The following is a 22,146-nucleotide window of genomic DNA, read 5'->3' as shown; positions in this document are numbered from 1 at the left end:
TGTGTTAGAGTGAGCACAGAATTTATATCTAAGAATATGAATGATTTTAGTGGTCAGACGCAACTGCGTTGCAAGAAATTTTGGAAAATTAGAGCATTACAATGCCAGCATATCAATTTACTGCCATTGACGCTTCAGGGAAGCAGCAAAAAGGTGTTTTAGAGGGTGATTCTGCACGACAAATCCGTCAGCAATTACGTGACAAAGAATGGATTCCTGTCAGTGTCGATACCGTTGAACAAAAAGATAAACACAGTGGCAAACAATGGTTTCAGAAAAAAATCACCGCCTATGATTTGGCTTTGCTGACCCGTCAGTTATCGGTTTTGGTGGCTGCTGCGATTCCTTTGGAAGAAGCCGTTCGCGCTGTGGGTAAACAAAGTGAAAAAGCCCATGTGCAAAATTTGCTGATGTCGGTGCGTTCCAAAGTTTTGGAAGGTTATTCACTGGCCAATGCTTTACAACAATCGGGGCGTTTTCCAGACTTATATATTGCCACCATTGCCGCAGGCGAGCGTTCGGGGCATTTGGATTTAATTCTGGAACAATTGGCAGATTACACCGAAAACCGCTTTGCCATGCAGAAAAAAATTCAAGGGGCGATGATTTATCCCATCATTTTAATGCTGATGTCTTTTGCGATTGTGATGGGTTTAATGACTTATGTCGTACCCGATATTGTTAAAACCTTTGATCAGAGCAAAGATGCCTTGCCGTGGATCACCGTGGCATTAATGAAAGCCAGTGACTTTATTCGTGTTGCATGGCCGTTTTTACTGGTGGTTTCTGTGGTCGGAGTATTGTTGTTGGCGCGTTTTTTACGCACCACCGCAGGGCATTATGCCTTTGACCGTTTAACCTTAAAGTTGCCGTTATTTGCAAAATTATCACGTGGGATTAATGCTGCGCGTTTTGCCAGTACCTTGTCTATTTTGACTCAGTCGGGTGTGCCTTTGGTAGATGCGCTAAAAATTGGTGCTGCGGTCAGTAACAACTGGGTCATTCGAGATGCGGTCAATTTGGCGGCAGAAAAAGTCACCGAAGGTGGCAACTTGGCGACGCAATTGGAGCGTAGTGGTTATTTCCCACCGATGATGGTACAAATGATCAAAAGTGGTGAAGCTTCGGGCGAGTTAGACCGTATGCTGTCACGTGCTTCAGACATGCAAGACCGTGAAGTGACTACGCTTATTTCCACTCTTTTGGCACTATTAGAACCGTTGATGTTGGTACTGATGGCGAGTATTGTATTGGTGATTGTGATTGCGGTCATGCTGCCAATTGTGAATATGAACAATATGATTTAAATCAATTTAAAGCATGGTTCTTCAGACTGAACCGAAAATAAATGTCGAATTGATATCAATAAATGAGAGAGATTGAATGAAACAGAAGCAATCGAGCAAACAGTCAGGTTTTACCCTGATTGAAGTCATGGTGGTGATTGTAATTTTAGGTGTGTTGGCGGCTTTAATCGTACCGAATGTAATGGGACGTGGTGAAAAAGCCAAAGTCGATACCACGGTAATTACCTTAAAAGGTGTGGCAGGTGCACTCGATCAATACAAACTTGATAATCAAAAATATCCCTCTATGCAAGATGGTGGTTTAGATGCCTTGGTGAATCAGCCTGCTTCGGCTAAAAACTGGTTACCAGGCGGTTATGTGAAAGGGGGCTATCCGAAAGACAGTTGGGATAATGACATTCAATATGTGATTCCGGGTTCAGAAGGTCGTCCGTTTGACTTGTATTCTTTTGGTGCAGATGGTCAGCAGGGCGGTGAAGGCACTGATGCCGATATTTATTATCAGCCTTAATGGAAATGGAAGATGGGCTGAGTCTGTATATCGTGATTTAGTGATTAACTCAGTCAATTTCCATAAAAAACCGAGCAGTTAATGCTCGGTTTTTTTAAGAGTGGTCATTTCTAAGCACTATTGAACAGTACTATTAACGACGTGATTTAAACGACACATCCACCTGACGTGGTCGATAAATCCACCCCATAATTAACAACAGCAATGAGAAAATCAGCACAGGCCAATCGCTGAGTTGGGTATACAGTGTTTGACCTTGCATGGCAGGCAGATCACCACGCAGCACAAATTCCTGATCCATTGGCGCTTGTTTGACAATATGCCCATGATGGTCAATAAATGCGGTCACACCTGTATTGGTGGCACGAACAAACCAGCGTCCATTTTCTTTGGCGCGCATTTGTACCATTTGTAAATGTTGCAATGGCCCTGCAGTACCCGTAAACCAAGCATCATTGGATACTGTTACCAAAAAGTCACTTTGGCTAGCATTGCGGCGGGTCAGGTTCGGATAAGCCACCTCATAACAAATGGCTGCCCCCAAATGATGCTGTTTAATTGCAAGCGGTTTTTGCTCAGACGCTCCACGTGAAAAACCACTCATGGATGGGTCATTTTGCATCGCAGGTAGTACCCAACTCAGTAAGCCTGAAAGCGGAATATATTCACCAAAAGGCACCAGACGCTGCTTTTTATACAAGCCTTCAGCCGCATCTCCCGTTGCCATAATGCTGTTGTAATACATTGGATGTTGCTGCACTTGTGATTCAGGCAAGTCCCAATACGGAATACCTGTCACCCACGAACTGCCCGTTTTTTCAGCCTGTGTTTTCATGGCATCCAAAAACGGTTCAATATCGGTCTGGAACATTGGAATGGATGATTCAGGCCAAACAATAATGTCGCGTCCCCATTCAGTTCGGGTCAAGCGGGTATAAATTTCCAAGGTCTTAATTTGGTATTCGGTGAGCCACTTTAAGTCTTGAGGAATGTTGCCTTGAATCAGAGAAACCGAGAGTGGCTTTTCAGATTTTGCAGTTACAAAACTGAGTTGTGCTGCACCCCATGCACCCAAAAGTAAAATTGCCGATGGAATCAGCCAGAAGATACGCTTTTTAAGGACTTCAACCAACGCACAGGCCAGCAAGATGACCACAAAAGACACCCCGAAAATACCAAACAACGGTGCATAGCTATCCAAAAAGCGTTCGGTGAAGGCATAACCTGCAAACAGCCATGGAAAACCTGTAAAGACCCAAGTTTTCGCCCATTCAAAAAATACCCATAGCGGTGCAAAAGTCAGTGGTGTTTCAGGGAAAAACCGACGATATAACCACGTTTGTACGGCAGTAAACAAACCCATCAACAGCGCCATAATGACAATCATCAGCACGCTTAAAAAGGCATTGGTGTCGCCATAGACGTGAATGGATGTATAGAGCCAAAATGCTCCGACAAACCACAACCCAATCCCGTAAGACCAACCAATCAAAAAGGCCTGTTTCGGGGTGCGTTTGCTTAAAGTCGCATACAGCAAAGCAGGTGAAAGTAAGGCAATCCACCAGTAATGATAGGGAGCAAGTGCCAAACTAAACACTGCACCTGCCAATAGGGCAATGATTAATGGATAAATTAAGGGCAGTTGTTGATGTTCTGCAGGATTAGACAGCTTGGAAAAAAAAGTCCTCATTGACGTACGGCTCGAATCAGATGAATAGTGCGGGCATCTGCTTCAAGAATGGTAAACTCCCAGTTGCCAATCACAATCACTTGTCCTTGCAAATCACTCACCAAACCAATTTCCTGAAGCAATAAACCGCCCACAGTTTCTACTTCATCGTCAGAAAAATCTGCATCTAAAACATTATTAAAATGTTCGATTGGTGTAAGTGCTTGTACTAACCAAGTATTTGCCGTTTTTGGGTCGTGATCGGGGATGATGTATTCTGCTTCTTCGTCAATATTGTCGTGTTCATCTTCAATTTCACCGACAATTTCTTCTAAAATATCTTCTAAAGTAACCAAGCCCGAAGTGGTGCCATACTCATCAATCACCACTGCAATATGGGTTTGGGTGTTTTTGAGCATACGCAATACTTGGTCTGAACGAGCACTTTCAGGCACAAATAACGGCTGACGCATTAAGGCGCGAATATCGACTTTGGTTCTTTGTTCGGTCAGTAAAGGCAATAAATCTTTTGCCAATAAAATCCCCACCACGTTGTCGGGTTGGTCAGATGAGAACACAGGAAAACGTGAATGTGCCGATTCGACCAGTACATGCAAAATGTCGAGTAGCTCATCATCTTCTTGTAAGCTAATCATGGCGGTACGTGGGGTCATGACTTCACGGATTTTGGTGGCAGGTAAATCCAGAACACCTTCGAGCATTGCCACCGTATCGGGTTCTAAAAAACGACGTGAATCTTGTACTAATTTTAGCAATTCATCGCGGGTTTCTGGTGCAGTGCCTAACCATTTTCTTAGGCCACGCATACCCCACGATGGGCCTGATTCCTCGTGCATGATCTTTCCTAAAGACTCTTTATATCTAAAAAACTTAGCTTAATCATACCTTAGAAAATACAGTTGTCTATTGCTAATCTTGGGAGAAAATGACGGCAATTACGTCACGAGATGTGTTGCTGTGCGTAGCGGGAACACATAAAACAAGGCTGCGCTTTATGCTAAACTAGCCCGATGTTTTAATATCGAGTCTGTGCATGTCTGAACTTCCTGTCACACCTAGTATTCAACTGAATACCCGCGGTTTGCGTTGCCCTGAACCTGTGATGATGCTGCATCAAGCCATTCGCAAATCTAAGTCTGGCGATGTGGTTGAAGTGTTTGCAACTGACAATTCGACGTCTTGGGATATTCCAAAATTTTGCATGCATTTGGGGCATGAGTTGTTATTGCAAGAAGAACGCTTAGATGAGCAGGGCAATAAAGAATTTCATTATTTGGTGAAAAAAGGCTAATAGGCAAAAATTAGCCTCAGCACTTTTAGAACACTATAATTTAAACACGATAAAATAGTCATGTGATCCATATAGGCATATTTCATTTGCAATTCATGCAAGTTGAAATATGCCTTTTGTGTTTTTAGCCATGACGTTCAACTTTATTTTTAATTTTTCATCAATTTTGCATCAATCCAACCTGCTTCACAGTTTGAGTTAAAAAATGGCGAAACGATCCACGAGTTGCGTTATCTGCTACACATTTTTTAAGGGACTTTTCAACTTTTCTGCATTTATAGGGCAAGTTGTGTGCTTGTGCAAAATCTAACAAAGCTCTGTGTGTTGTATAAGAAATAATTTTTAGAGTGTGAGTTTAGTCTATTGTTTAGTTATTGATTTTTAACAAAATTATTTTAAATATTTTTTAATATATGGAAAAATTAGCCTATAATGCGATCAGTTTATTGAGTTCGATTGCAGAACATTTGGGGATAAAATTAAGCAGATTTGGGGTTTTGCTTGGTTTGAATGTTATATGGCAGTGTTTATGTTTTATAAGGCTGAAAAAGCTGATTAAGCTGTCGCATTAAAGTAGTCAAGTTAAGAAAAATAATTTTGGGGGACTTAACTGATTGTCTTTATCTTAAAAAAATATGCCATTTAGACTGAGCAAAATCTGCTTAATTTTTTACGTGATCAATCATCAATAAATCTTGCGTTATCATCATTTTGATTGAGTACGGTATGATTTTAGATAAAAAGCAAAACTTTTCTTTAAAGCCACTGAGTGTGGCGTGTTTATTGACCATGAGTATCTCAGGCTGTTCATCGGGTTCAGGCTCTCAGTCAAGCACGGTTCAAGTCACTGATGTGTTGGGGGCAGAAAATGTCAGCCAAGAAGATCAACCGACTACAAATGAAGGCATTGGCAGCGGAGTAGAGCAACCTGTCGCACCATCTGCACCCATTACCGATCAACCTCCTGTGAATTTAGAGCTAGATCATGGCGATGCATCATCCAATGGCGGTGGTTTGAGTGGTGGCAGTACAGATCATGGCAATACATCACCAACTGAAGATTCACTTTTAGACAGCAATGATGCTACCGTTTTAGAAAATAATGATGTCAATCAGCCTAATACGATACCTACACTTGAATCACCTCCGTCAGAAGCAGAGCAACCTGTCGATGTGGTAGCTCCACCTGCAGTAGAGCCTGCTTTAACCGACACCGTTTTGGTCGATAGTGCAATTCAAGATATTGAAGCACCACAAGATACCTCTGACATCGAGATGGGCAGTGCGATTCAAGAACCTGAACCTTCACAAAACATTTTAGAAGTCGAAACAGACAGTGCATTTCTTGAAACGAAGGCAATTTAACCATCACAGGCAACTATTCGATGCAGATTGCTGCAGATCAGCAGCAACATGCGGGTTTTAAAGCACGTTTTGGCAATTTGCTGACGGTAACGGGAACCGCCAATTTGGCAGGGACTTTGAACCTGTTTGATGAAGTGCCACTTGATCAGCCACTTATTACTGCACAAGGTTCACAAACTACCGTATTACGTGCGCAACAAGGCGTACAGCGTGAGTTCGATGCTTATCGCTCAAGCAATCCATTATTTGAGTTGACACAAGTTAGTTATCGTCCTGAACTGAATGCAACGGGCGAGCCTGTACGTGCGGCAGATACAATCAATACCGATGTGGTGATTACGGCAAAGCGTAAATCGACTGAAACGGTGGCGGCTCTTGCTGCTGAACTTGAAGGACGTACTCAGGTTGCCCGTAATTTAGATGTAGTTTTAGCAAGTCTTGATCAGAAACAACAGTTAGAAACGCTGGAAGATGCTGAAAAAGTTTTTGCCAATCGCTTATTTAACAATTTTGCTCAAACTATACGTTATAGCAATGCTGCTGAAAGTACAGTTTCTACGCAGGCATTGAATCAACTGTTTCATCAACTTGATCCAAGTTTTTATGCCAATACCGTTTTAAATGTCGCAGAAGAAAGCAGCAAGCAAGAACGTCAGTTTGCACAGCGTTTGGCAACCGCACAACCCAAACAGCTTTGGTTTTCGGGTGATTACCAAAGTTATGATATGGATTATGTCGGCTTAAATAGTGAGCGCCGTAGTCATCATCAAGGTGTTGGTGTGGCAACAAAACTGGCAGGGATGACCTTGGCAGCGCAGGCCGATTTCAGTCAACTGAACTTAGATGATGCCGTACAAACAGGCTCAAAAAATAGCAGTCAGAGCAAAGCCTATGCACTAACTATGGGGACAGCACAGCAGCTTAATCGTGATTTAAGTGTCGCGGCATGGTTAAAAGGCATGCAGGTGGATGTTGACGCGCAGCGTGGTCATGCTCAAGCACAAAAAATACAGTTTGATGGACAAATGTATGCCGCAGGTTTGCGTCTAGATTATAGCTATCCACTCAGTCAAAAAATGCAGATTCAACCGTATTTAGACGCTTCGTTCCAACATTATGTTCATGCCGAACAAACTCAGCAGGATGGTGTCAACAGCTTAGATGATTTGGTGATGCAGCGCTGGAATTTTGGTGCAGGTTTGCAAGCCAATTACCAGTTGAATCCAGCATGGCAATTGCAAGGCAGCTTGTATTACAGCCAACCGATTCAGGAAAAAGCATATTTAGATACCCATTATGTAGGCACAGCGGAGAAACTGAAGTTTGATGCATGGCATGCCGATCAAGGTCAATATCATGCTGCCTTAGGTTCACAACTTCACTTTGGACAACATAGTTTTATCAATTTGAATTATGAATATAGCGGGCGATCACATAGCGACAGTCATCGGGTACAGTTGGCGGTAACGACTCGATTCTAATTGATCGTTTTATTCATGAGAAAGTCATGAAAAAGCGTAGATTTGCGTATGAATGAGAAGTTTGAATCTTGATTGAAACAGCCATGTAGATAAATCTGCATGGCTGTTTTTTAGATCACAGTCAAATGGACTGAGTTTTAGACCGCATAGCGACTCATTAAAGTCAGTGGTGCTTTGGACTGTAAATAATCGGCAGGAATAAATACGATATTGGCAGCGTGTTGCTGTGCTGCATCAATAATATGGTTGATCACATCGTCTGTGGCTTGTGCGCTGTCAGGTGCGTGCGCTTGATCTAGATAAATTCGTTGCTGGTCGGTATCGACCCAACCCGTCTGCATGTAGCCTTGTTGAACATATAAAGTATCGACATTATTTTGCAACACTGCCTGATAAATTTGCTGCAGATCGGTCACAACACGGTCACTGGCATAGAGTTCATCCAGTTGCTGCGCATGTTGCTGATGCAATTGTTGTTGATGGCTTTTTAGCTCGGTCTGAATACTGTCAATAATGTGTTGTGCGCTGCCTTGTTCTAGCTGAGTGACGTTATCTACACTGAAAATAATGGCATTGGGTTGGTCGCAAATAGATTCATAAAAACTGATATTGCGTCGATCACCCACAATGACCAAGCCCAATGGCTCACTGGCACGTACAGTTTGCACATTTTTATCGACACGGTTTAAAAACTCTTTGAGTAAACGGTCTTCATTGGCGGCTGTGGCACGTTCTGCACCGCTGGTGCTATATAAGTTATCATTTTGAACAGGAAATGCACCATGTGGCAGTCGTTCATTCAAGTCGCTGTCATCTACAGAAAACTCATGGATTACACGATCATTGGAGGCCTTAATCAGACGTCCAATTTCACGACTGATCACTACCACATAGTATTGCACTGCATAAGATAGCTCACGAATAAAATCACGCACTGAAAATTGTTGATCAATCACAATACGTTCTTGGGTAGGGAATGGCAGACGCAGTACTTGTGCACTGTCGGCTGTGGCAAAAATAGCCAGACTGTCTAAATGGTAGTTGGGATTCAAATCTTTGGTTTGATGATGAATCTGTTCTAAAATTTGTGCCACCAGACGTTTGTCATAGTCTGCCAACAGGCGTTCTTCGAGTTGTTTAAGTTGGTTTTTAAGAGCAATCACATCTTGCTGATTGTCTGGAAAGGTACGATGTGTGGGTAGAAATAAGCTGACTGCAGGTTGTGCCTGCACATTTTTAAGTTGGTTGAGGGTGTCTGTTAAATTAAGCATGTTGGAATTCCTCTTCTAATGAAAATAAGAAGAACAACCAAATGCTTGAGCAAGATAAAACTCAAAGTACTGCTTTATACTCCACTCAAGTCAGTTTTAGTCAGCATCTACAACATTTTGCTACCGTGCTAAGTGCTGCATAAAATGCCGAATAGCATTGTATAAAAGCTGACAAAACAACATTTTCGGTTGTTCAAGTCTGAAAAAAACGAAATAAAAAACTAAAAATAGAAAAGATAAAAAATAAGCAAAAACAGCATAACAAGGAAAGTTATTCAATCGCCTGCTTTTGAATAGAGAAATACCTGAAAAATGTAAGGGATTATGAGACCTTGGTCATTTTGTAAACTGTGTATAAAAAAAGCAGTGCCGAGGCACTGCTTTTGGGTTTCTCAATTGCGATTCGCAATTACATATTCGGGTAATTCGGACCACCGCCACCTTCAGGTGTTACCCAAGTGATGTTCTGTGATGGGTCTTTAATGTCACAAGTCTTACAGTGAACACAGTTGGCTGCGTTAATCTGGAAGCGTTTTGAACCATCATCATTTTCCATGATTTCATAAACACCCGCAGGGCAGTAGCGCTGTGCAGGCTCATCCCATTTAGGTAAGTTTACGTTCACTGGAATAGAGGTATCTGTCAACTTTAAGTGTGCTGGCTGATTTTCTTCATGTACGGTATTCGATACGAACACTGAAGATAAACGGTCAAAAGTCAGCTTGCCATCTGGTTTTGGATAGTTCGGTTTAAAGCTGGTTGCATCTACAGTTTTGAGTGCGCTGAAATCAGGCACTAAATCATGCAAAGTAAATGGTACTTTAAACACGTTCTGGTCGATAAAGTTAAACGCACCACCCATCCATTGACCAAACTTATGCATTGCAGGGCCAAAGTTACGTGCGCTATAAAGTTCTTCTTTCAGCCAGCTGTTGTTGAATTTTTCAGTGTAAGCCGTTAGCTCTTTCACAAAGAAATCTTCGCCTTCAGTTACGCGAGCAATCGCCAAGTCACCGCCTTTTGCGACACCTGCAGCAATCGCTTCAAATACTGCTTCACCGCAAAGCATGCCAGACTTCATGGCGGTATGAGAGCCTTTGATTTTGGCAAAGTTTAAGAAGCCTGCATCATCACCAATTAAAGAACCACCTGGGAAGGTGAATTTTGGCAATGAGTTAAAGCCACCTTTGGTCACAGCACGTGCACCATAAGAAATACGCTTGCCGTCTTCTAGATACTGTTTAATTAGAGGGTGAGTTTTCCAGCGCTGCATTTCCATAAATGGATACATGTGTGGGTTGGTATACGACAAGTCCACAATCATACCCAAAGTCACTTGGTTGTTTTCTGCGTGGTATAACCACCAACCGCCTGAAGAACCTGTTTCACTTAATGGCCAGCCTGCACCGTGCATGACTAAACCTGGTTTGTGTTTTGCAGGGTCAATTTCCCAAAGTTCTTTAATACCAATCCCGTAGTGTTGCGGATCGGCATCTTTATCCAAATTGAATTGTTGGATTAAACGCTTACCTAAATGACCACGACAGCCTTCTGCGAAAATGGTGTATTTGGCATGTAGTTCATAACCCGGTGTGAAGTTATGCGTTGGCTCGCCATCTTTACCAATGCCCATGTCACCAGTTTGGATGCCTTTAACCGTACCATCGGCATGGTAAAGAATTTCAGATGCCGCAAAGCCAGGGAAAATAGAAACTTCTAATTCTTCGGCTTTTTGACCTAACCAACGCACCACGTTGCCTAACGAGATCACGTAGTTACCATCGTTATGCATGGTTTTAGGCACCATCCAATGCGGTGCTTGCTGAGCTTTTTCAGGTGACATCAAGAAGAAAGTTTTATCTTCAGTCACAGGCACATTTAAAGGCGCACCTTCTTCTTTCCAGTTAGGAAATAACTCGTTGATGGCGCGAGGCTCAAGAATTGCACCCGAAAGGATATGCGCACCAACTTCAGAGCCTTTTTCGACCACACAAACGGACAGATCATTTAAATTGTTTTCAATTGCAAGTTGACGAATTTTGATCGCAGCAGAAAGACCCGCAGGGCCTGCGCCTACGATGACTACGTCAAACTCCATCGATTCACGTTCGATGTGTTCCATGTAGGACTCCTCATATAATTGAAGGTGGCAACCGCATCAAGCAACGGTGCTGCCATGAGTATTTTTAGTTGCCAGACACAAATTTAATCGTGTCTTTTACAGTATGGGTAAGTATTGTGAGCTAGTATAGTTTTAAACCGAGTCTTAGCCAATTGGCTGAATCGTATTATTTTTCCGTCAGTAAGGTACTGCAGCATGAAGCATGACGATAATTCAATCAAACCGACAGAAAATGTAGCTACGGCTGATAATAAAAATTTAATGCACATTGCACAATATATAAAAACTGGACAGTCAGGTCACAAAAGATCAATCCCTCCTTTGGAGCAATGGCATCCAAAGCATTGTGGAGCAATGGATTTGCTGGTCAAAGCCAATGGAGAATGGTGGCACGAAGGTCAATTGATCAAACGTCAGGCATTGGTTGATCTGTTTTCTAGTGTGTTATGGAAAGAGCAGGGCAAGTTTTATTTAAAAACCCCAGTGGAACAAATTGAAATCCAGGTAGAAGATGAGCCTTTGTTCATCAATCAGGTTGATGTGGTCGAAATCGGACAGCAAAATTATATTCAACTTATCACTACACATCAGGATATTGTGATTGTTGATGCCGAGCATCCTATTTTTATGCGTGAATATGCAGGTGAGCTGCGTCCTTATGTGCATGTGCGTTTTGGTATTAATGCCCTGATTCAGCGTGCGGCTTTTTTACATTTGGTGGAATTGGGCGAGCTGAGTGAAAATGCGCAGGGCGAAACGATTTTATCGTTGAAAAGTGGTGATTTGCACTTGCATTTAAGCAGCTGAGGTTTAAGCTTTATTCATCCCATTTTGTATTGCTGAATCTCTTGCTATGACAGCCATTCATCCTGTTTCTCCCTTAAATCAAGCCATGCCAAAAGCACAAGCCAGTGCGCCAATTGGTATTTTTGATTCGGGCATAGGAGGCTTGTCAGTTGCCATTGAAATTGCAGAATATTTGCCCAATGAGCGCATCCTTTATTATGCCGATACTGCACATGTGCCGTATGGCCCACGTGATGATCAAAATATTCGAGAACTCACTGCAGCTGCAATCGAATGGTTATATCGACAAGGTTGTAAAGTTGCGGTCGTGGCGTGTAATACTGCTTCTGCTTTTAGTCTAGATTATCTGCGCGATCATTACGGCGAAGATTTTCCCATTATTGGTTTAGTGCCTGCTTTAAAGCCTGCCGTATTAAATAGCCAAAGCAAAACTGTGGCTGTACTTGCGACGCCTGCGACTTTTCGCGGACAACTTATTAAAGATGTGATGCAGCGTTTTGCGATTCCTGCTCAAGTGCAAGTCTTGAATGTCACCAATCTAGATTTAGTGCCTTTTGTTGAGCAAGGGGCGCAAATGAGTGAGGCATGTTTAAGTTCCTTACAGCAGAGTTTGCAACCTGTGGTCGATCAGGGCGCGGACTATTTGGTGCTCGGTTGTACCCATTATCCTTTCCTAAAACCTGCGATTGAGTCCATTTTTGGTCAGAAACTGACATTAATTGACTCAGGAATTGCCGTTGCGCGTCAAACTTCCCGCATTTTAATTAAAAATGAGTTATTATTTGAACAAAGTTTGGCAGATACTTTACAAATTGCGTGTTATGTCAGCGGGAACAATGCAGAACAATTAAAGCCCGTGTTGCAGCATCTTATTCCAGGCAATATTTCTTGGAGTATCGCAAATGTGAGTACTGTGGACTGACTTTAAGATAATTTTTTTATGATTGGGGAAAGGCATTACAAGTAGACGGTGACCGACTTGTAATGGCAATAGGAGAGGGGAAACCAATGCTCGATAAGCGCTATCAGGTCTTTATCTCGACGTCTGGGGCAGATATGCAGCCAGAACGAGTGATCTTGGCACAAACATTGGTGGGAATGGGTTTTTTTTCGTGGGGTTTAGAACAACGTACCCCACTCAGCACTGCATTTGCACGCCGTCAAATTGATGATTGTGATTATGTGGTGATTCTATTGGGCAGCCAGTACGGTGAGCAATCGGTGTCGGGCGTGGGGTATATGCATTTAGAGTATATTTATGCAGTCACCAAGCAAAAGCCGATCATTGTATTTATGCACGAAGACCCAGATTCACGTGATTCATCTTTACATGATGAAAAACCTGAATTGCGTGAAAAATTCAAAGAGTTCCGTAAATTATTACAACAAGAAGTCGATCAGGTGTTTAGCTACCGCACTCTGCGTGATTTAGAGCTTGCTGTCCGCTTTAATATGTCGCAAATGCTAGAACGTTATCCGACTTCTGGTTGGGTGCGCCCGCAAAATACACAAGCTTTGCATGATGAAATTGAACGTTTAAAAAGTAAGTTACGTCAGCTGGAAACCGATGTGGGACAGCGCGAAGCAGACCCGTTTCTAAGCGTATCTAAAGTGTCGATGAATGAATCATATCGTTTTGAATATCGCATGCATGCCTATCAGGATGGTAACTTTAGAGAGCTGAAAGTTGAGCGAAGTTTAAGTTGGGCGCAGTTGTTGGCAATTTTAGGCAATACTTTTATTCATCCAACCCCTGAAGAATATTTTTCGAAACGCATGAATGAATATTTGAATGAAACTGGTTTGGAGGATGCACGTCGGATCATGCCACGTGCGCATGCAGTTGCACGTGCCCAAATCAATATTCGGGCCTTGCATCAGATTAAAATGCAAATGCGTCAAAATGACTGGATTGTGCAGGCGGGGCGTGATGATCGTCAGCGGATGTTGTGGCAAACCACGGCAAAAGCGCAAAAACTTTTAGAGAGCAATTTGCTAGATACCGATCGGGTTTATTCATTTAAAACACCGTATTAATCTCTCAATACAGAGTGAAAAAACTGTTAAAGTAGTCGGGCTCAATCATCAGACACGAGGGCTGAATGTTGTCTACAGCAAAACCCAAAGTAACCGTTCTTTTAGCCAATTTAGGTACGCCTGATGAACCGACTGCAGCAGCGGTTCGCCGTTTTTTAAAGCAGTTTTTATCCGATCAACGGGTGATTGAAATTCCAAAACCGATTTGGCAAATTATTTTGAACTTATTCATTTTACCATTTCGTCCTAAGCGTGTTGCACATGCTTATGCCATGGTCTGGCAGCAAGATTCACCGATGCGGGAAATTTTGTTGCAACAGGTTGATGCTTTAAAACAGCAGTTATTGCCGCTATATCCTGAGTTTGAATTGAATATTCTACCGGTAATGACCTATGGCAATCCGGGTATTCAACAGGCTTTGGCAGCTTTGAGTCAAAATCCTCAAGATCACGTGATTTTGTTCCCTTTATTTCCACAATATTCGGCAACTTCGACTGCACCTTTATATGATGCCGTTGCCAAATGGGTGCCACAGCAGCGTAATTTGCCGGGCTTATCCATCATTCGTGATTATTATCAGCATCCTTTATACATTCAGGCGTTGGCGCAAAGTGTGCGTGAATTTCAAGCCGAGCATGGTGTGGCAGAAAAATTATTGATGTCGTTTCATGGCATTCCACAGCCGTATGCCGATAAGGGTGATCCGTATGCAGAGCGTTGTCGGATCACGGCCAAATTGCTTGCCGATGCTTTAAATTTAAATGATGATCAGTGGGCAATTAGCTTCCAGTCACGTTTTGGCAAACAAGAATGGGTCAAACCCTATACCGATGTCTTACTTGAAGAATGGGGACAGCAGGGCGTGAAGTCGGTGCAAATTATGAGTCCTGCTTTTTCTGCAGATTGTTTGGAAACGCTAGAAGAATTGGCAATTCAAAACGCAGAATTGTTTTTACAAGCAGGTGGCAAAGAATATGCCTATATTCCTGCACTGAATACCCGTGCCGATCATTTGGATTTGCTCAAACATTTACTTCAAGCTAATCTTGATGCTGTAAAGCTTAACCTAAGCCATTAATTTTTGAGGTTCGCCACCATGTTGCAAGTCAAAATTGTTCCCGTCACCGCTTTTCAGCAAAACTGCTCGATTGTGTGGGATGCAGAAAGCAAAGAAGCAATTTTGATTGATGCAGGCGGTGAGCCTGAAAAGCTGAAAGCCGAAGTTGAAGCGTTGGGTTTAACGGTGAAAGCTTTGTGGCTCACTCATGGACATTTAGACCATGCGGGGGCTGTTGGTGCGTTGCAACATTACTGGAATGTTCCTGTGATTGGTCCACAGAAAGAAGATGCTTTTTGGTTAGATCAACTGCAAGAAGTGTCTGCACGTTATGGTTTTCCTATCCCTGAACAAGTCACGGTTACACAGTGGTTAGAGGGTGGTGAAGTGCTGCAATTGGGTCAAGAAAGCTTTGAAGTGCGTTATGCACCAGGGCATACCCCAGGCCATGTGATGTTTTATAATGCAAAATATGGCGTCTTGTGGACAGGCGATGTGCTATTTAAAGGCTCGATTGGACGCACCGATTTTCCACGTGGGAATCATCAACAATTATTAGATTCAATTCAGCGCGAGTGTTTTAGTTTGCCTGATGACACCCAGTTTATTTCGGGGCATGGGCCAATCAGCACCATTGGTTTTGAAAAACAGCATAACCCGTTTGTAGCAGGGCAAGCAGGTTAAAAGCAGTGTGTATTTATGCTTTAAGAAAAAGTCAGCAGTCGCTGACTTTTTTATTTGCGAAAGGGATTATTCAGCATTTGTTTGCTTTCAATTGCAAACAGCATTGTGAAAATTGTCAGTAAGATGCCTATGCACAGCATGAGTAAATCATGCGCGTACAGTCCAAAGCCTAAACTGCTGGTAGAGAGTAAAATACACAGCATTACAATTCCTTTTAACATGATTTCCATGGTGAAATGTTCCTAGGTTATTTTTTGCTTTCTTTATTGTTATGTGCAGTGACGGAGTCACGAATAGTGCAAAGTATAACCTGTGCTAATTCTGCTGAAAGCAATTATAGAACAACTAAATTTTGAATAATTTTTCTAAAAATGTGAAAAATTCCATGAAACTGTGTGTAGTTTTAGGCAATATTTGGCGTGGAAATTTATTGCTTATTCCTCAGAGTTTTCTGCTTGCGGAGCATCTTGGGTGGGTAAACGATACTCGTCATTTGCCCATGCGCCTAAATCAATGAGCTTGCAACGCTCAGAACAAAAAGGACGAAATGGATTGTTTTCCCATTGCGAAGGTTCACCACAACGAGGGCAAGGAAAAGTGCGTGGCATGATCAACTCCAAATGAAAAATGCAGGATTGGATTAGGCAAATAGCACCTGACTTGATAGACTTGTGCCGAATTTTGTAAGTTTGATCTGATTATGCCAATTCGTCAATTTCAAGCACAGCGTATGCATGCCCCTCGTGATTTTCAAGCCATTGCCAATGAATCGGTTTGTGTGGAAATTGGGGCCGGAAAAGGTAAACACGCCCTATTGTTTAGCGGGCAGCATCCTGAGCACAAGTTGATTGCAATTGAGCGCACCCGTGAAAAATTTTTGGCGATGCAAAAACAGCATCAGCTTGAAGGTCAGCACAACTTACAAATTGTGCATGCCGATGCCATTCCATGGATTGTGCATGCTTTATTTCCTGCTCAAGTTGAGCAATTCTTTATTTTATATCCGAATCCAGAACCACATAATGCCACCCAGCGTTGGTTGAATATGCCATTTTTTGAGTTTTTATTGTCGCGTTTAAAAGCAGGCGGCAGTATTACTTTGGTAAGTAATATTCCTGAATATATTGCAGAAGCACAGCAACAGCTGATTGAAGTGTGGAAATTGCCATTTATTCAGCAGGATGTTCCAGTAGATTCAGCACGCACTCATTTTGAAATCAAATATTTAGCACGTGGTGAGCGTTGTCAGGAACTGCTGATCACCAAACCTGCGGCTTATACAACCCGTTTTGATGATTTTCAGCCTTTGCAAGGACAGCAGCCGACTTTAACACCTGCTGCAGTTGAGGCGAAAGTTTCTGCAGACTCAAGTGCAACAACTGAGTAAACAGGCATGAAACAGCGCATTGCAATTATAGGAGCAGGGCCAGCAGGGCTAATGGCTGCCGAAGTGCTGAGTCAGTATGCCTATGATGTGCATGTCTATGAGCAGAAACCTTCAGCGGCACGTAAGTTTTTGATGGCAGGTAAAACGGGGCTGAATATTTCACATGCCGAACCGATTGCACAATTTATTCAGCGTTATGATCGGGCGGAATGGTTGGCGCCGTGGATTCAACAATGGGATGCGGCTTGGATTCAAAACTGGATGCAGGGTTTAGGTATTCAGTCTTATGTAGGTTCATCGGGGCGAATTTTTCCACAAGAAATGAAAGCCGCACCTTTGCTACGCGCATGGTTAAAACGCTTGGTTGATGCAGGCGTGCAGTTTCATTATCGGCATCAGGTATGTGATTTAAAGAACAATCAACTCAGTATTCAAAATCTAAGTACAGGTCACATTGAACAACAGCAATTTGCCGCCATTGTGATGGCATGTGGGGCAGTGTCGTGGTCGAAATTGGGTAGTGATGGTGCATGGCAGCGTTGGTTATCTGCCAATGAAATTCAGCCTTTCCAAGCCAGCAATGCAGGAGTGGAATGTCACTGGTCTAACTATATGCAGCCAGTTTTTGGGCAACCTTTAAAACGTGTGCAAGCATGGGTGAAAGGTACTGAACCAAGCATGGGCGATATTGTGATTAGCCATTATGGTTTGGAAAGTGGCTTAATTTATAAGCAAGGGCGAGCATTGCGACAGTTGCAGCACGCTCGACAACCGCTGCAGTTACAACTCGATTTGCTACCCGATTTAACCGTTGAGCAACTCTGCCAAAAGTTGCAACTTTCCAAAAAACAGTCTGTAAGCAATATTTGGCGTAAGGCAGGTTTGGATGCCGTGAAGTCTGCAGTCGTGCGTGAGTTGGTGGATAAAGCCCTTTGGCAGCAACCTATGCAATTGGCGCAGCAGATTAAAAATTTAACGGTGCCTTTAAAGGGTTTTCGTCCTATTGAAGAAGCAATTAGCTGTGCGGGCGGAGTCAAACGTGAGGTTTTATCTGCACAATTGCAGTTAAATTCCAATCCACACGTTTTTCTCTGTGGTGAAATGCTGGATTGGGATGCGCCAACGGGCGGCTATTTGCTGACAGCCTGTTTTGCTACAGGACGCGCTGCCGCTGAAGGAGTGCATCAGTATTTACAGCAGCGTCCGTAAAACACGTTATTCATCAAGTTGTGGATATTGCCCACGCCAATGTTCTAGTTGTTGCTGCGCCTGTAGCAAGTCTGCTAAGCCTTGCTGACGTTGTTCTTTACTGACAGGATAAGGTGCAGAAGTTGTATTTTGAGTTGCTAGATATTGCGCTTGCTGTTCCCAATAATGACTCATTAGGCCTTGAATATAACGCCCTTGCGGTGTCTTTAAATCCAGTTCTTTGAGCATACTCAAGGCAGATTGAATGTTGTCCTGCAGGCGATTTTGTGCAAATGCAGCATCGAGTTGTTGGCTTTCATGCAAGCGTTCTAACTCATCTTCCAAATCATTGCTCATTTGGTCATGGCGTTGTTCATAATCCATCAGCAATTGAATATCATGCGGGTCATCCGCAGTCATTTCAAAGGGCTGAATCGCGGCTTGCTCGACCTGAGTTTGCATGATTTGATCTTCAGGGCTGAGTTTGTCTGCATGTTCTACTTTGCTGCGCTCGCAAGCGCTGAGGGAGAACGCCAAAAAAATTGTTAAGGGAGCAATCGCGTGTTTAAAGGTTATTTGCATTTATTTGCTCCCTCTCATTCAACTTTTTGATAGACATACAAATGTGTACAATAGGGAAATTCAATTTCATCTTGCACATGCTTATTCGTATATTCTAATACTAATTGTTCAAATTGTGTTTTGAGTTGTTGTTGCTGTTCAGTTGGCATTGCAGCAATGAAACTGGTCGAAAGCAAACGCTTAGACACGACTTGTTCAACTGTACCAACATGCGTGTGATGAAATTTCTGCTCGTGAGTAAGTTGGAATAAATCTGTATCGGCAAATACCTGACGCCAGTCCTGATTGTGAAAACGCGGTGTATCGCCCTCAAAAGGCAAAATCATCTTTGCCAGTGCATTGACCCAATTGACTGAAATATCACGTTGATTCCAAATTAACAGCAAATGACCTTGCGGTTTTAAGATTCGGTGAATTTCCTTTAAACTTTGCAGATTGGCAAACCAATGAAAAGATTGCGCACAGCTCACCAAATCTGCACATTGATCGTGCAGTGGTAATTGCTCACTTCGTGCTTGAATTGTCTTAACTTGTGGGTAAAGTTGTTCTAATTCGGCTAACATGCTGGCAATCGGATCTACCGCTATAAGCTGAGTTGTCAGTTTGAGCAAATGTGGCAGGAACTTTCCTGTGCCAGAACCCAAGTCTACAATATTGCTATTAAGTGGAACTTGGAGCTGATCTTGCAGGAAAACATCGACTTCTTGCGGGTAACTGGGACGAACTTGTTGATATAGGTTTGCCCCTAAAGCAAAACCTTGTTGTGCGGCAGGATGTAGAGATTGTGTCATATTTTGCGATTTTTAATCTGCTGTGCATCTATAAAATAACATATTCACTTTTGGACTTGCGTACAGGGTATTCAAGTTTAAAGTAACGGTTTAATTCAGCGCCTTGGCGCCGGTGTGGGAATGGACAAACACATAATTTTTGAAGACGGACATATCCGCGCTATTTTCATGAAAGGCTCATCTCAGGAGCTGATTTTTTCTTTTGGCGATTTAATTACACGGGCCAAAGGAACGTCTATTAATGCCGAAAAATCACTGGAAAAGTTTCATTTTAATGTGATTGGGGTCATGCCTAAGGAAAAATCATGGTTTCCTGAAGCTTCTATGCGTGCCATGTTGGCAGCCATTCAAGACCTGATTGCCTCGTTTAAAATTCGCGTGGGCTATGGCGGCTCAATGGGTGGCTATGCGGCAATTAAATATTCCAATTTGCTGGATTTAAACCGCATTGTGGCTTTGGTGCCGCAATATTCAATTGACCCTGAAGATATTCATGACCCACGCTATAACATGTTTTATCATGCAGACTTAAATGCCAATATGCGCATTCAAGCGCAAGATGTATCGGCACAGCGTGAATATATTGTGGTCTATGACCAATATTATGCTGAAGATCGTGGGCATTATTTAAAAATTCAGCCTTTAATTCCGCATTTACATACCTTACATTTGCCATTTACAGGGCATGATGCAATTGCGATTTTAGCCAACTCTGAATTACTGAATGACTTTTTAACCCATCCTTTTGATGCGCCGTTCTTTTACCAAAAAATTCGCAAGGTGAAAAAGAACAGCAAGTTTTACTATCGTAAAGTGATTGAAAATGTCTTGCCGAATCATCGTTGGTCTTTAGGTCGTATTTTAAAATACAATAACTTACAGCTAGACAGTAACTTTTTTGATGCCAAGTTAAAACAAAACCTGATTCGCTCTTTGCTTAGTAATAAACAGGTCGATCAGCACGATTTAAACAAACTTGGCTTACAAATTCAGTTGCCGTATGAAAATCGTAATGTCTTGCTCGACCATTTTGGTCATGGTTTGGTGTTTAACATCATCAGCCAAAAAATTGAGAGCTATGCCGCACATGCGATTGCCTTAAACCATAAATTCCTGATTCCAATTTATGCAAAGGGCAGTGGTTTGGTGCAAATTTATCTGAACGATGAACGCTATTTAATTAGTATGAATGATCGTCATGTCATGAAACTATGCAAGGAACAAGATGCACTTGCTGCAGGCATGCACCCACTAATATTGAAAAAATATAGCGACTATTTTGTGTTGAGCTATAAAGATTTGAACCTGAGCAGTGATGAGTTTGGCGGCAACGACTTTGTGGAAGATTTGCCAGATACTGCCAAATTTACCCTAGAACTGGAACAGTAAGCTGCAAAGTTTGATCCATTATTTAGATGGTTTAAATTTTAGACACTTGTATTGTTTTGCCATTGGGCTAAGATGATCTTAAAACATGGTTTTGTTGATCATTCCAAGGGTAGTATGTATGACCAAGTTGTTGATGCCTGCTGTGCTTGTTTTATTGTTCAGTTTAATTGTATCTGCAACGGCTTTTGTCGATGCGCCAGAGCCTAAAGCCTATTTATTCTTTGCTTTAGCTGTGTTGGTATTACTTGGGCTTAGCCTATATGTGTTCCGACAAATACAAAACTCTATTCGTTTTCACATGAATAAGCCTGCAGAATAATTGCAGGCTTTTTTATAATTTTAAAGCAAATCATCAATCCAATATTTTTATAGTTTAATCACTTTAATTTCTTCTTCAGATTCGTCACTTGGGGCAGCCTGAGTCTGTGCTTCCTGTGTCTGTGGCGTTGTAGTGGTTGGCGCAGGCGTTACATTTTGTGATGGTGTACTTAATGGCGCTTGATAGATCGGCACGGCTTGATCACTTTGCCCTGTAATCACTTCTTTGGTTTCCTGAATTTTATTATTGACCTGACCCGCCAGTTGCTGCCCTGTTTGCTTGGCTTGCGCTGCACCCTGACTGCCCAATTGTTTGGCGTTGTCTAAAGCTTGATGTGCCGATGGGCGAATTTTTTCAATACCTTTTTCGGTTACTTCACCGACTTTTTGTGCTGCCTGAATCACACCTTCCTGAGTTTTATATGCCCAAACATGTAAGAGGTTTGGATTGTCTGCATAAGGCTGAATTGGTTTATTACTTTGAGTTTGTGCAGCACTACTTTGTGCCCACACCGAAGCACTACTGAACAATAGTCCAATACAAATGCTGATATTGATCTTTTTCATTGTGCTGTGCCTCTTAGGATGCCGAATACTGGTCGTTGAAAGGTTTTGAATGGAATGTACTGCATTGTATAAAGCCTAGATGATCTGCAGTGTTTATTTTTCGCAAGTATGATGTATTTTTAGGTGAAATTTACAGTGTTTGAGACTTTAAAGTGCTTGAAACTATGGCAGAGTTTCAGACTTAAAGAAGAAGACCCACATAAAATTGTGGGTCTTGTTACTCTGGAGAGTTGTTAAAGCAGGGCAGCAATGGCTACACTGCTTTTATCATCTTAGTTTGAAATATCAAGCGATGCTGTA

General features: G+C 42.3%; 22 protein-coding genes. 14 read left to right on the top strand and 8 right to left on the bottom strand.

What is annotated here, in order from left to right; translation table 11 throughout:
- Positions 1–101 precede the first annotated feature (101 nt).
- Together gspF and gspG are read left to right on the top strand one after the other, a co-directional pair.
- Entirely contained in the window at positions 102–1,307 is a 1,206-nt protein-coding gene (gene gspF, locus FTT70_RS03965) for a type II secretion system inner membrane protein GspF (protein WP_179988488.1), read from the top strand.
- Between the two features lie 76 nt (positions 1,308–1,383).
- Positions 1,384–1,818 carry a type II secretion system major pseudopilin GspG gene (gene gspG / locus FTT70_RS03960; RefSeq protein ID WP_019836048.1) on the top strand — a complete coding sequence of 145 codons (435 nt, stop codon included), beginning with the start codon at positions 1,384–1,386 and terminating at the stop codon, positions 1,816–1,818.
- 133 nt (positions 1,819–1,951) lie between these two features.
- Here the strand turns inward: gspG and lnt are convergent, their stop codons facing one another.
- On the bottom strand, positions 1,952–3,508 hold the full coding sequence (gene lnt, locus FTT70_RS03955; protein ID WP_004975952.1) for an apolipoprotein N-acyltransferase: 1,557 nt from the start codon (positions 3,506–3,508) through the stop codon (positions 1,952–1,954).
- A complete protein-coding gene (locus FTT70_RS03950) occupies positions 3,505–4,344 on the bottom strand; it encodes a CBS domain-containing protein (RefSeq protein ID WP_004975954.1) in 840 nt (279 codons plus the stop codon). The genes lnt and FTT70_RS03950 overlap by 4 nt, the downstream gene beginning before the upstream one ends.
- A 197-nt stretch (positions 4,345–4,541) precedes the next feature.
- Between FTT70_RS03950 and tusA the strand changes: the two genes are divergently transcribed.
- The 3 genes from tusA (at position 4,542) to FTT70_RS03935 (ending at position 7,645) form a co-directional block, all read left to right on the top strand.
- A complete protein-coding gene (gene tusA, locus FTT70_RS03945; protein WP_004975955.1) occupies positions 4,542–4,799 on the top strand; it encodes a sulfurtransferase TusA in 258 nt (85 codons plus the stop codon).
- 726 nt (positions 4,800–5,525) lie between these two features.
- Positions 5,526–6,164, top strand: a complete 639-nt coding sequence (locus FTT70_RS03940; RefSeq protein WP_180168309.1) for a hypothetical protein — start codon at positions 5,526–5,528, stop codon at positions 6,162–6,164.
- 20 nt (positions 6,165–6,184) lie between these two features.
- Entirely contained in the window at positions 6,185–7,645 is a 1,461-nt protein-coding gene (locus tag FTT70_RS03935; protein ID WP_154321098.1) for an autotransporter outer membrane beta-barrel domain-containing protein, read from the top strand.
- 137 nt (positions 7,646–7,782) lie between these two features.
- Here FTT70_RS03935 and FTT70_RS03930 read toward each other — a convergent pair whose 3' ends face one another.
- Together FTT70_RS03930 and FTT70_RS03925 are read right to left on the bottom strand one after the other, a co-directional pair.
- Complete coding sequence (locus FTT70_RS03930) at positions 7,783–8,916, bottom strand: hypothetical protein (RefSeq protein WP_180005823.1); 1,134 nt, start codon at positions 8,914–8,916, stop codon at positions 7,783–7,785.
- A gap of 409 nt (positions 8,917–9,325) precedes the next feature.
- Complete coding sequence (locus FTT70_RS03925; protein ID WP_180168308.1) at positions 9,326–11,038, bottom strand: electron transfer flavoprotein-ubiquinone oxidoreductase; 1,713 nt, start codon at positions 11,036–11,038, stop codon at positions 9,326–9,328.
- A 195-nt stretch (positions 11,039–11,233) separates the two neighbouring features.
- Between FTT70_RS03925 and FTT70_RS03920 the strand changes: the two genes are divergently transcribed.
- The 5 genes from FTT70_RS03920 to FTT70_RS03900 all read left to right on the top strand — a co-directional run bounded on the left by FTT70_RS03920 (position 11,234) and on the right by FTT70_RS03900 (position 15,624).
- Positions 11,234–11,845: a DUF1285 domain-containing protein gene (locus FTT70_RS03920; protein ID WP_004975967.1), complete on the top strand. Its 612-nt coding sequence runs from the start codon at positions 11,234–11,236 to the stop codon at positions 11,843–11,845.
- 46 nt (positions 11,846–11,891) lie between these two features.
- A complete protein-coding gene (gene murI, locus FTT70_RS03915) occupies positions 11,892–12,767 on the top strand; it encodes a glutamate racemase (protein ID WP_004975969.1) in 876 nt (291 codons plus the stop codon).
- A gap of 86 nt (positions 12,768–12,853) precedes the next feature.
- On the top strand, positions 12,854–13,882 hold the full coding sequence (locus tag FTT70_RS03910; RefSeq protein ID WP_096901324.1) for a DUF4062 domain-containing protein: 1,029 nt from the start codon (positions 12,854–12,856) through the stop codon (positions 13,880–13,882).
- A 65-nt stretch (positions 13,883–13,947) separates the two neighbouring features.
- On the top strand, positions 13,948–14,961 hold the full coding sequence (gene hemH / locus FTT70_RS03905; RefSeq protein ID WP_104852985.1) for a ferrochelatase: 1,014 nt from the start codon (positions 13,948–13,950) through the stop codon (positions 14,959–14,961).
- An 18-nt stretch (positions 14,962–14,979) separates the two neighbouring features.
- Positions 14,980–15,624: an MBL fold metallo-hydrolase gene (locus tag FTT70_RS03900; protein WP_178866025.1), complete on the top strand. Its 645-nt coding sequence runs from the start codon at positions 14,980–14,982 to the stop codon at positions 15,622–15,624.
- A 434-nt stretch (positions 15,625–16,058) separates the two neighbouring features.
- Here the strand turns inward: FTT70_RS03900 and FTT70_RS03895 are convergent, their stop codons facing one another.
- On the bottom strand, positions 16,059–16,232 hold the full coding sequence (locus FTT70_RS03895; protein ID WP_004975985.1) for a DNA gyrase inhibitor YacG: 174 nt from the start codon (positions 16,230–16,232) through the stop codon (positions 16,059–16,061).
- An 86-nt stretch (positions 16,233–16,318) separates the two neighbouring features.
- On the opposite strand from FTT70_RS03895, the gene FTT70_RS03890 reads away from it, so the two are divergent.
- A complete protein-coding gene (locus tag FTT70_RS03890; RefSeq protein WP_257229358.1) occupies positions 16,319–17,011 on the top strand; it encodes a tRNA (guanine-N(7)-)-methyltransferase in 693 nt (230 codons plus the stop codon).
- 6 nt (positions 17,012–17,017) lie between these two features.
- A complete protein-coding gene (locus FTT70_RS03885; protein ID WP_180168306.1) occupies positions 17,018–18,220 on the top strand; it encodes a TIGR03862 family flavoprotein in 1,203 nt (400 codons plus the stop codon).
- A gap of 6 nt (positions 18,221–18,226) precedes the next feature.
- On the opposite strand, the gene FTT70_RS03880 is transcribed toward FTT70_RS03885, so the two are convergent.
- On the bottom strand, positions 18,227–18,781 hold the full coding sequence (locus tag FTT70_RS03880) for a hypothetical protein (RefSeq protein WP_096901318.1): 555 nt from the start codon (positions 18,779–18,781) through the stop codon (positions 18,227–18,229).
- A 14-nt stretch (positions 18,782–18,795) separates the two neighbouring features.
- A complete protein-coding gene (locus tag FTT70_RS03875) occupies positions 18,796–19,572 on the bottom strand; it encodes a class I SAM-dependent methyltransferase (protein WP_167845740.1) in 777 nt (258 codons plus the stop codon).
- Positions 19,573–19,692: 120 nt separating this feature from the next.
- Between FTT70_RS03875 and FTT70_RS03870 the strand changes: the two genes are divergently transcribed.
- The gene (locus tag FTT70_RS03870) at positions 19,693–20,961 is read left to right on the top strand and encodes a hypothetical protein (protein WP_154321092.1); all 1,269 of its coding nucleotides are present in this window, start codon (positions 19,693–19,695) and stop codon (positions 20,959–20,961) included.
- A 118-nt stretch (positions 20,962–21,079) separates the two neighbouring features.
- On the top strand, positions 21,080–21,280 hold the full coding sequence (locus FTT70_RS03865; RefSeq protein ID WP_168460379.1) for a hypothetical protein: 201 nt from the start codon (positions 21,080–21,082) through the stop codon (positions 21,278–21,280).
- 47 nt (positions 21,281–21,327) lie between these two features.
- Here FTT70_RS03865 and FTT70_RS03860 read toward each other — a convergent pair whose 3' ends face one another.
- The gene (locus FTT70_RS03860; protein ID WP_180168305.1) at positions 21,328–21,846 is read right to left on the bottom strand and encodes a hypothetical protein; all 519 of its coding nucleotides are present in this window, start codon (positions 21,844–21,846) and stop codon (positions 21,328–21,330) included.
- Positions 21,847–22,146: the final 300 nt, after the last annotated feature.

Source organism: Acinetobacter sp. YH01003, from assembly GCF_013420525.1.
Lineage (GTDB): Bacteria > Pseudomonadota > Gammaproteobacteria > Pseudomonadales > Moraxellaceae > Acinetobacter > Acinetobacter towneri.
Note: the sequence above shows the minus strand (reverse complement) of the source record. Positions and strands in the feature narration are given on the sequence as shown.

Excerpts from the sequence above, each read along its gene's own strand:
- FTT70_RS03910 (WP_096901324.1), top strand. The coding sequence starts at position 12,854 with ATGCTCGATAAGCGCTATCAGGTCTTTATCTCGACGTCTGGGGCAGAT.
- FTT70_RS03925 (WP_180168308.1), bottom strand. The coding sequence starts at position 11,038 with ATGGAACACATCGAACGTGAATCGATGGAGTTTGACGTAGTCATCGTA.
- FTT70_RS03880 (WP_096901318.1), bottom strand. The coding sequence starts at position 18,781 with ATGCAAATAACCTTTAAACACGCGATTGCTCCCTTAACAATTTTTTTG.
- FTT70_RS03895 (WP_004975985.1), bottom strand. The coding sequence starts at position 16,232 with ATGCCACGCACTTTTCCTTGCCCTCGTTGTGGTGAACCTTCGCAATGG.
- FTT70_RS03950 (WP_004975954.1), bottom strand. The coding sequence starts at position 4,344 with ATGCACGAGGAATCAGGCCCATCGTGGGGTATGCGTGGCCTAAGAAAA.
- FTT70_RS03885 (WP_180168306.1), top strand. The coding sequence starts at position 17,018 with ATGAAACAGCGCATTGCAATTATAGGAGCAGGGCCAGCAGGGCTAATG.
- FTT70_RS03940 (WP_180168309.1), top strand. The coding sequence starts at position 5,526 with ATGATTTTAGATAAAAAGCAAAACTTTTCTTTAAAGCCACTGAGTGTG.
- gspG (WP_019836048.1), top strand. The coding sequence starts at position 1,384 with ATGAAACAGAAGCAATCGAGCAAACAGTCAGGTTTTACCCTGATTGAA.
- FTT70_RS03930 (WP_180005823.1), bottom strand. The coding sequence starts at position 8,916 with ATGCTTAATTTAACAGACACCCTCAACCAACTTAAAAATGTGCAGGCA.
- murI (WP_004975969.1), top strand. The coding sequence starts at position 11,892 with ATGACAGCCATTCATCCTGTTTCTCCCTTAAATCAAGCCATGCCAAAA.
- FTT70_RS03865 (WP_168460379.1), top strand. The coding sequence starts at position 21,080 with ATGACCAAGTTGTTGATGCCTGCTGTGCTTGTTTTATTGTTCAGTTTA.
- FTT70_RS03875 (WP_167845740.1), bottom strand. The coding sequence starts at position 19,572 with ATGACACAATCTCTACATCCTGCCGCACAACAAGGTTTTGCTTTAGGG.
- gspF (WP_179988488.1), top strand. The coding sequence starts at position 102 with ATGCCAGCATATCAATTTACTGCCATTGACGCTTCAGGGAAGCAGCAA.
- FTT70_RS03935 (WP_154321098.1), top strand. The coding sequence starts at position 6,185 with ATGCAGATTGCTGCAGATCAGCAGCAACATGCGGGTTTTAAAGCACGT.
- FTT70_RS03870 (WP_154321092.1), top strand. The coding sequence starts at position 19,693 with ATGGACAAACACATAATTTTTGAAGACGGACATATCCGCGCTATTTTC.
- hemH (WP_104852985.1), top strand. The coding sequence starts at position 13,948 with ATGTTGTCTACAGCAAAACCCAAAGTAACCGTTCTTTTAGCCAATTTA.
- FTT70_RS03860 (WP_180168305.1), bottom strand. The coding sequence starts at position 21,846 with ATGAAAAAGATCAATATCAGCATTTGTATTGGACTATTGTTCAGTAGT.
- FTT70_RS03920 (WP_004975967.1), top strand. The coding sequence starts at position 11,234 with ATGAAGCATGACGATAATTCAATCAAACCGACAGAAAATGTAGCTACG.
- tusA (WP_004975955.1), top strand. The coding sequence starts at position 4,542 with ATGTCTGAACTTCCTGTCACACCTAGTATTCAACTGAATACCCGCGGT.
- lnt (WP_004975952.1), bottom strand. The coding sequence starts at position 3,508 with ATGAGGACTTTTTTTTCCAAGCTGTCTAATCCTGCAGAACATCAACAA.
- FTT70_RS03900 (WP_178866025.1), top strand. The coding sequence starts at position 14,980 with ATGTTGCAAGTCAAAATTGTTCCCGTCACCGCTTTTCAGCAAAACTGC.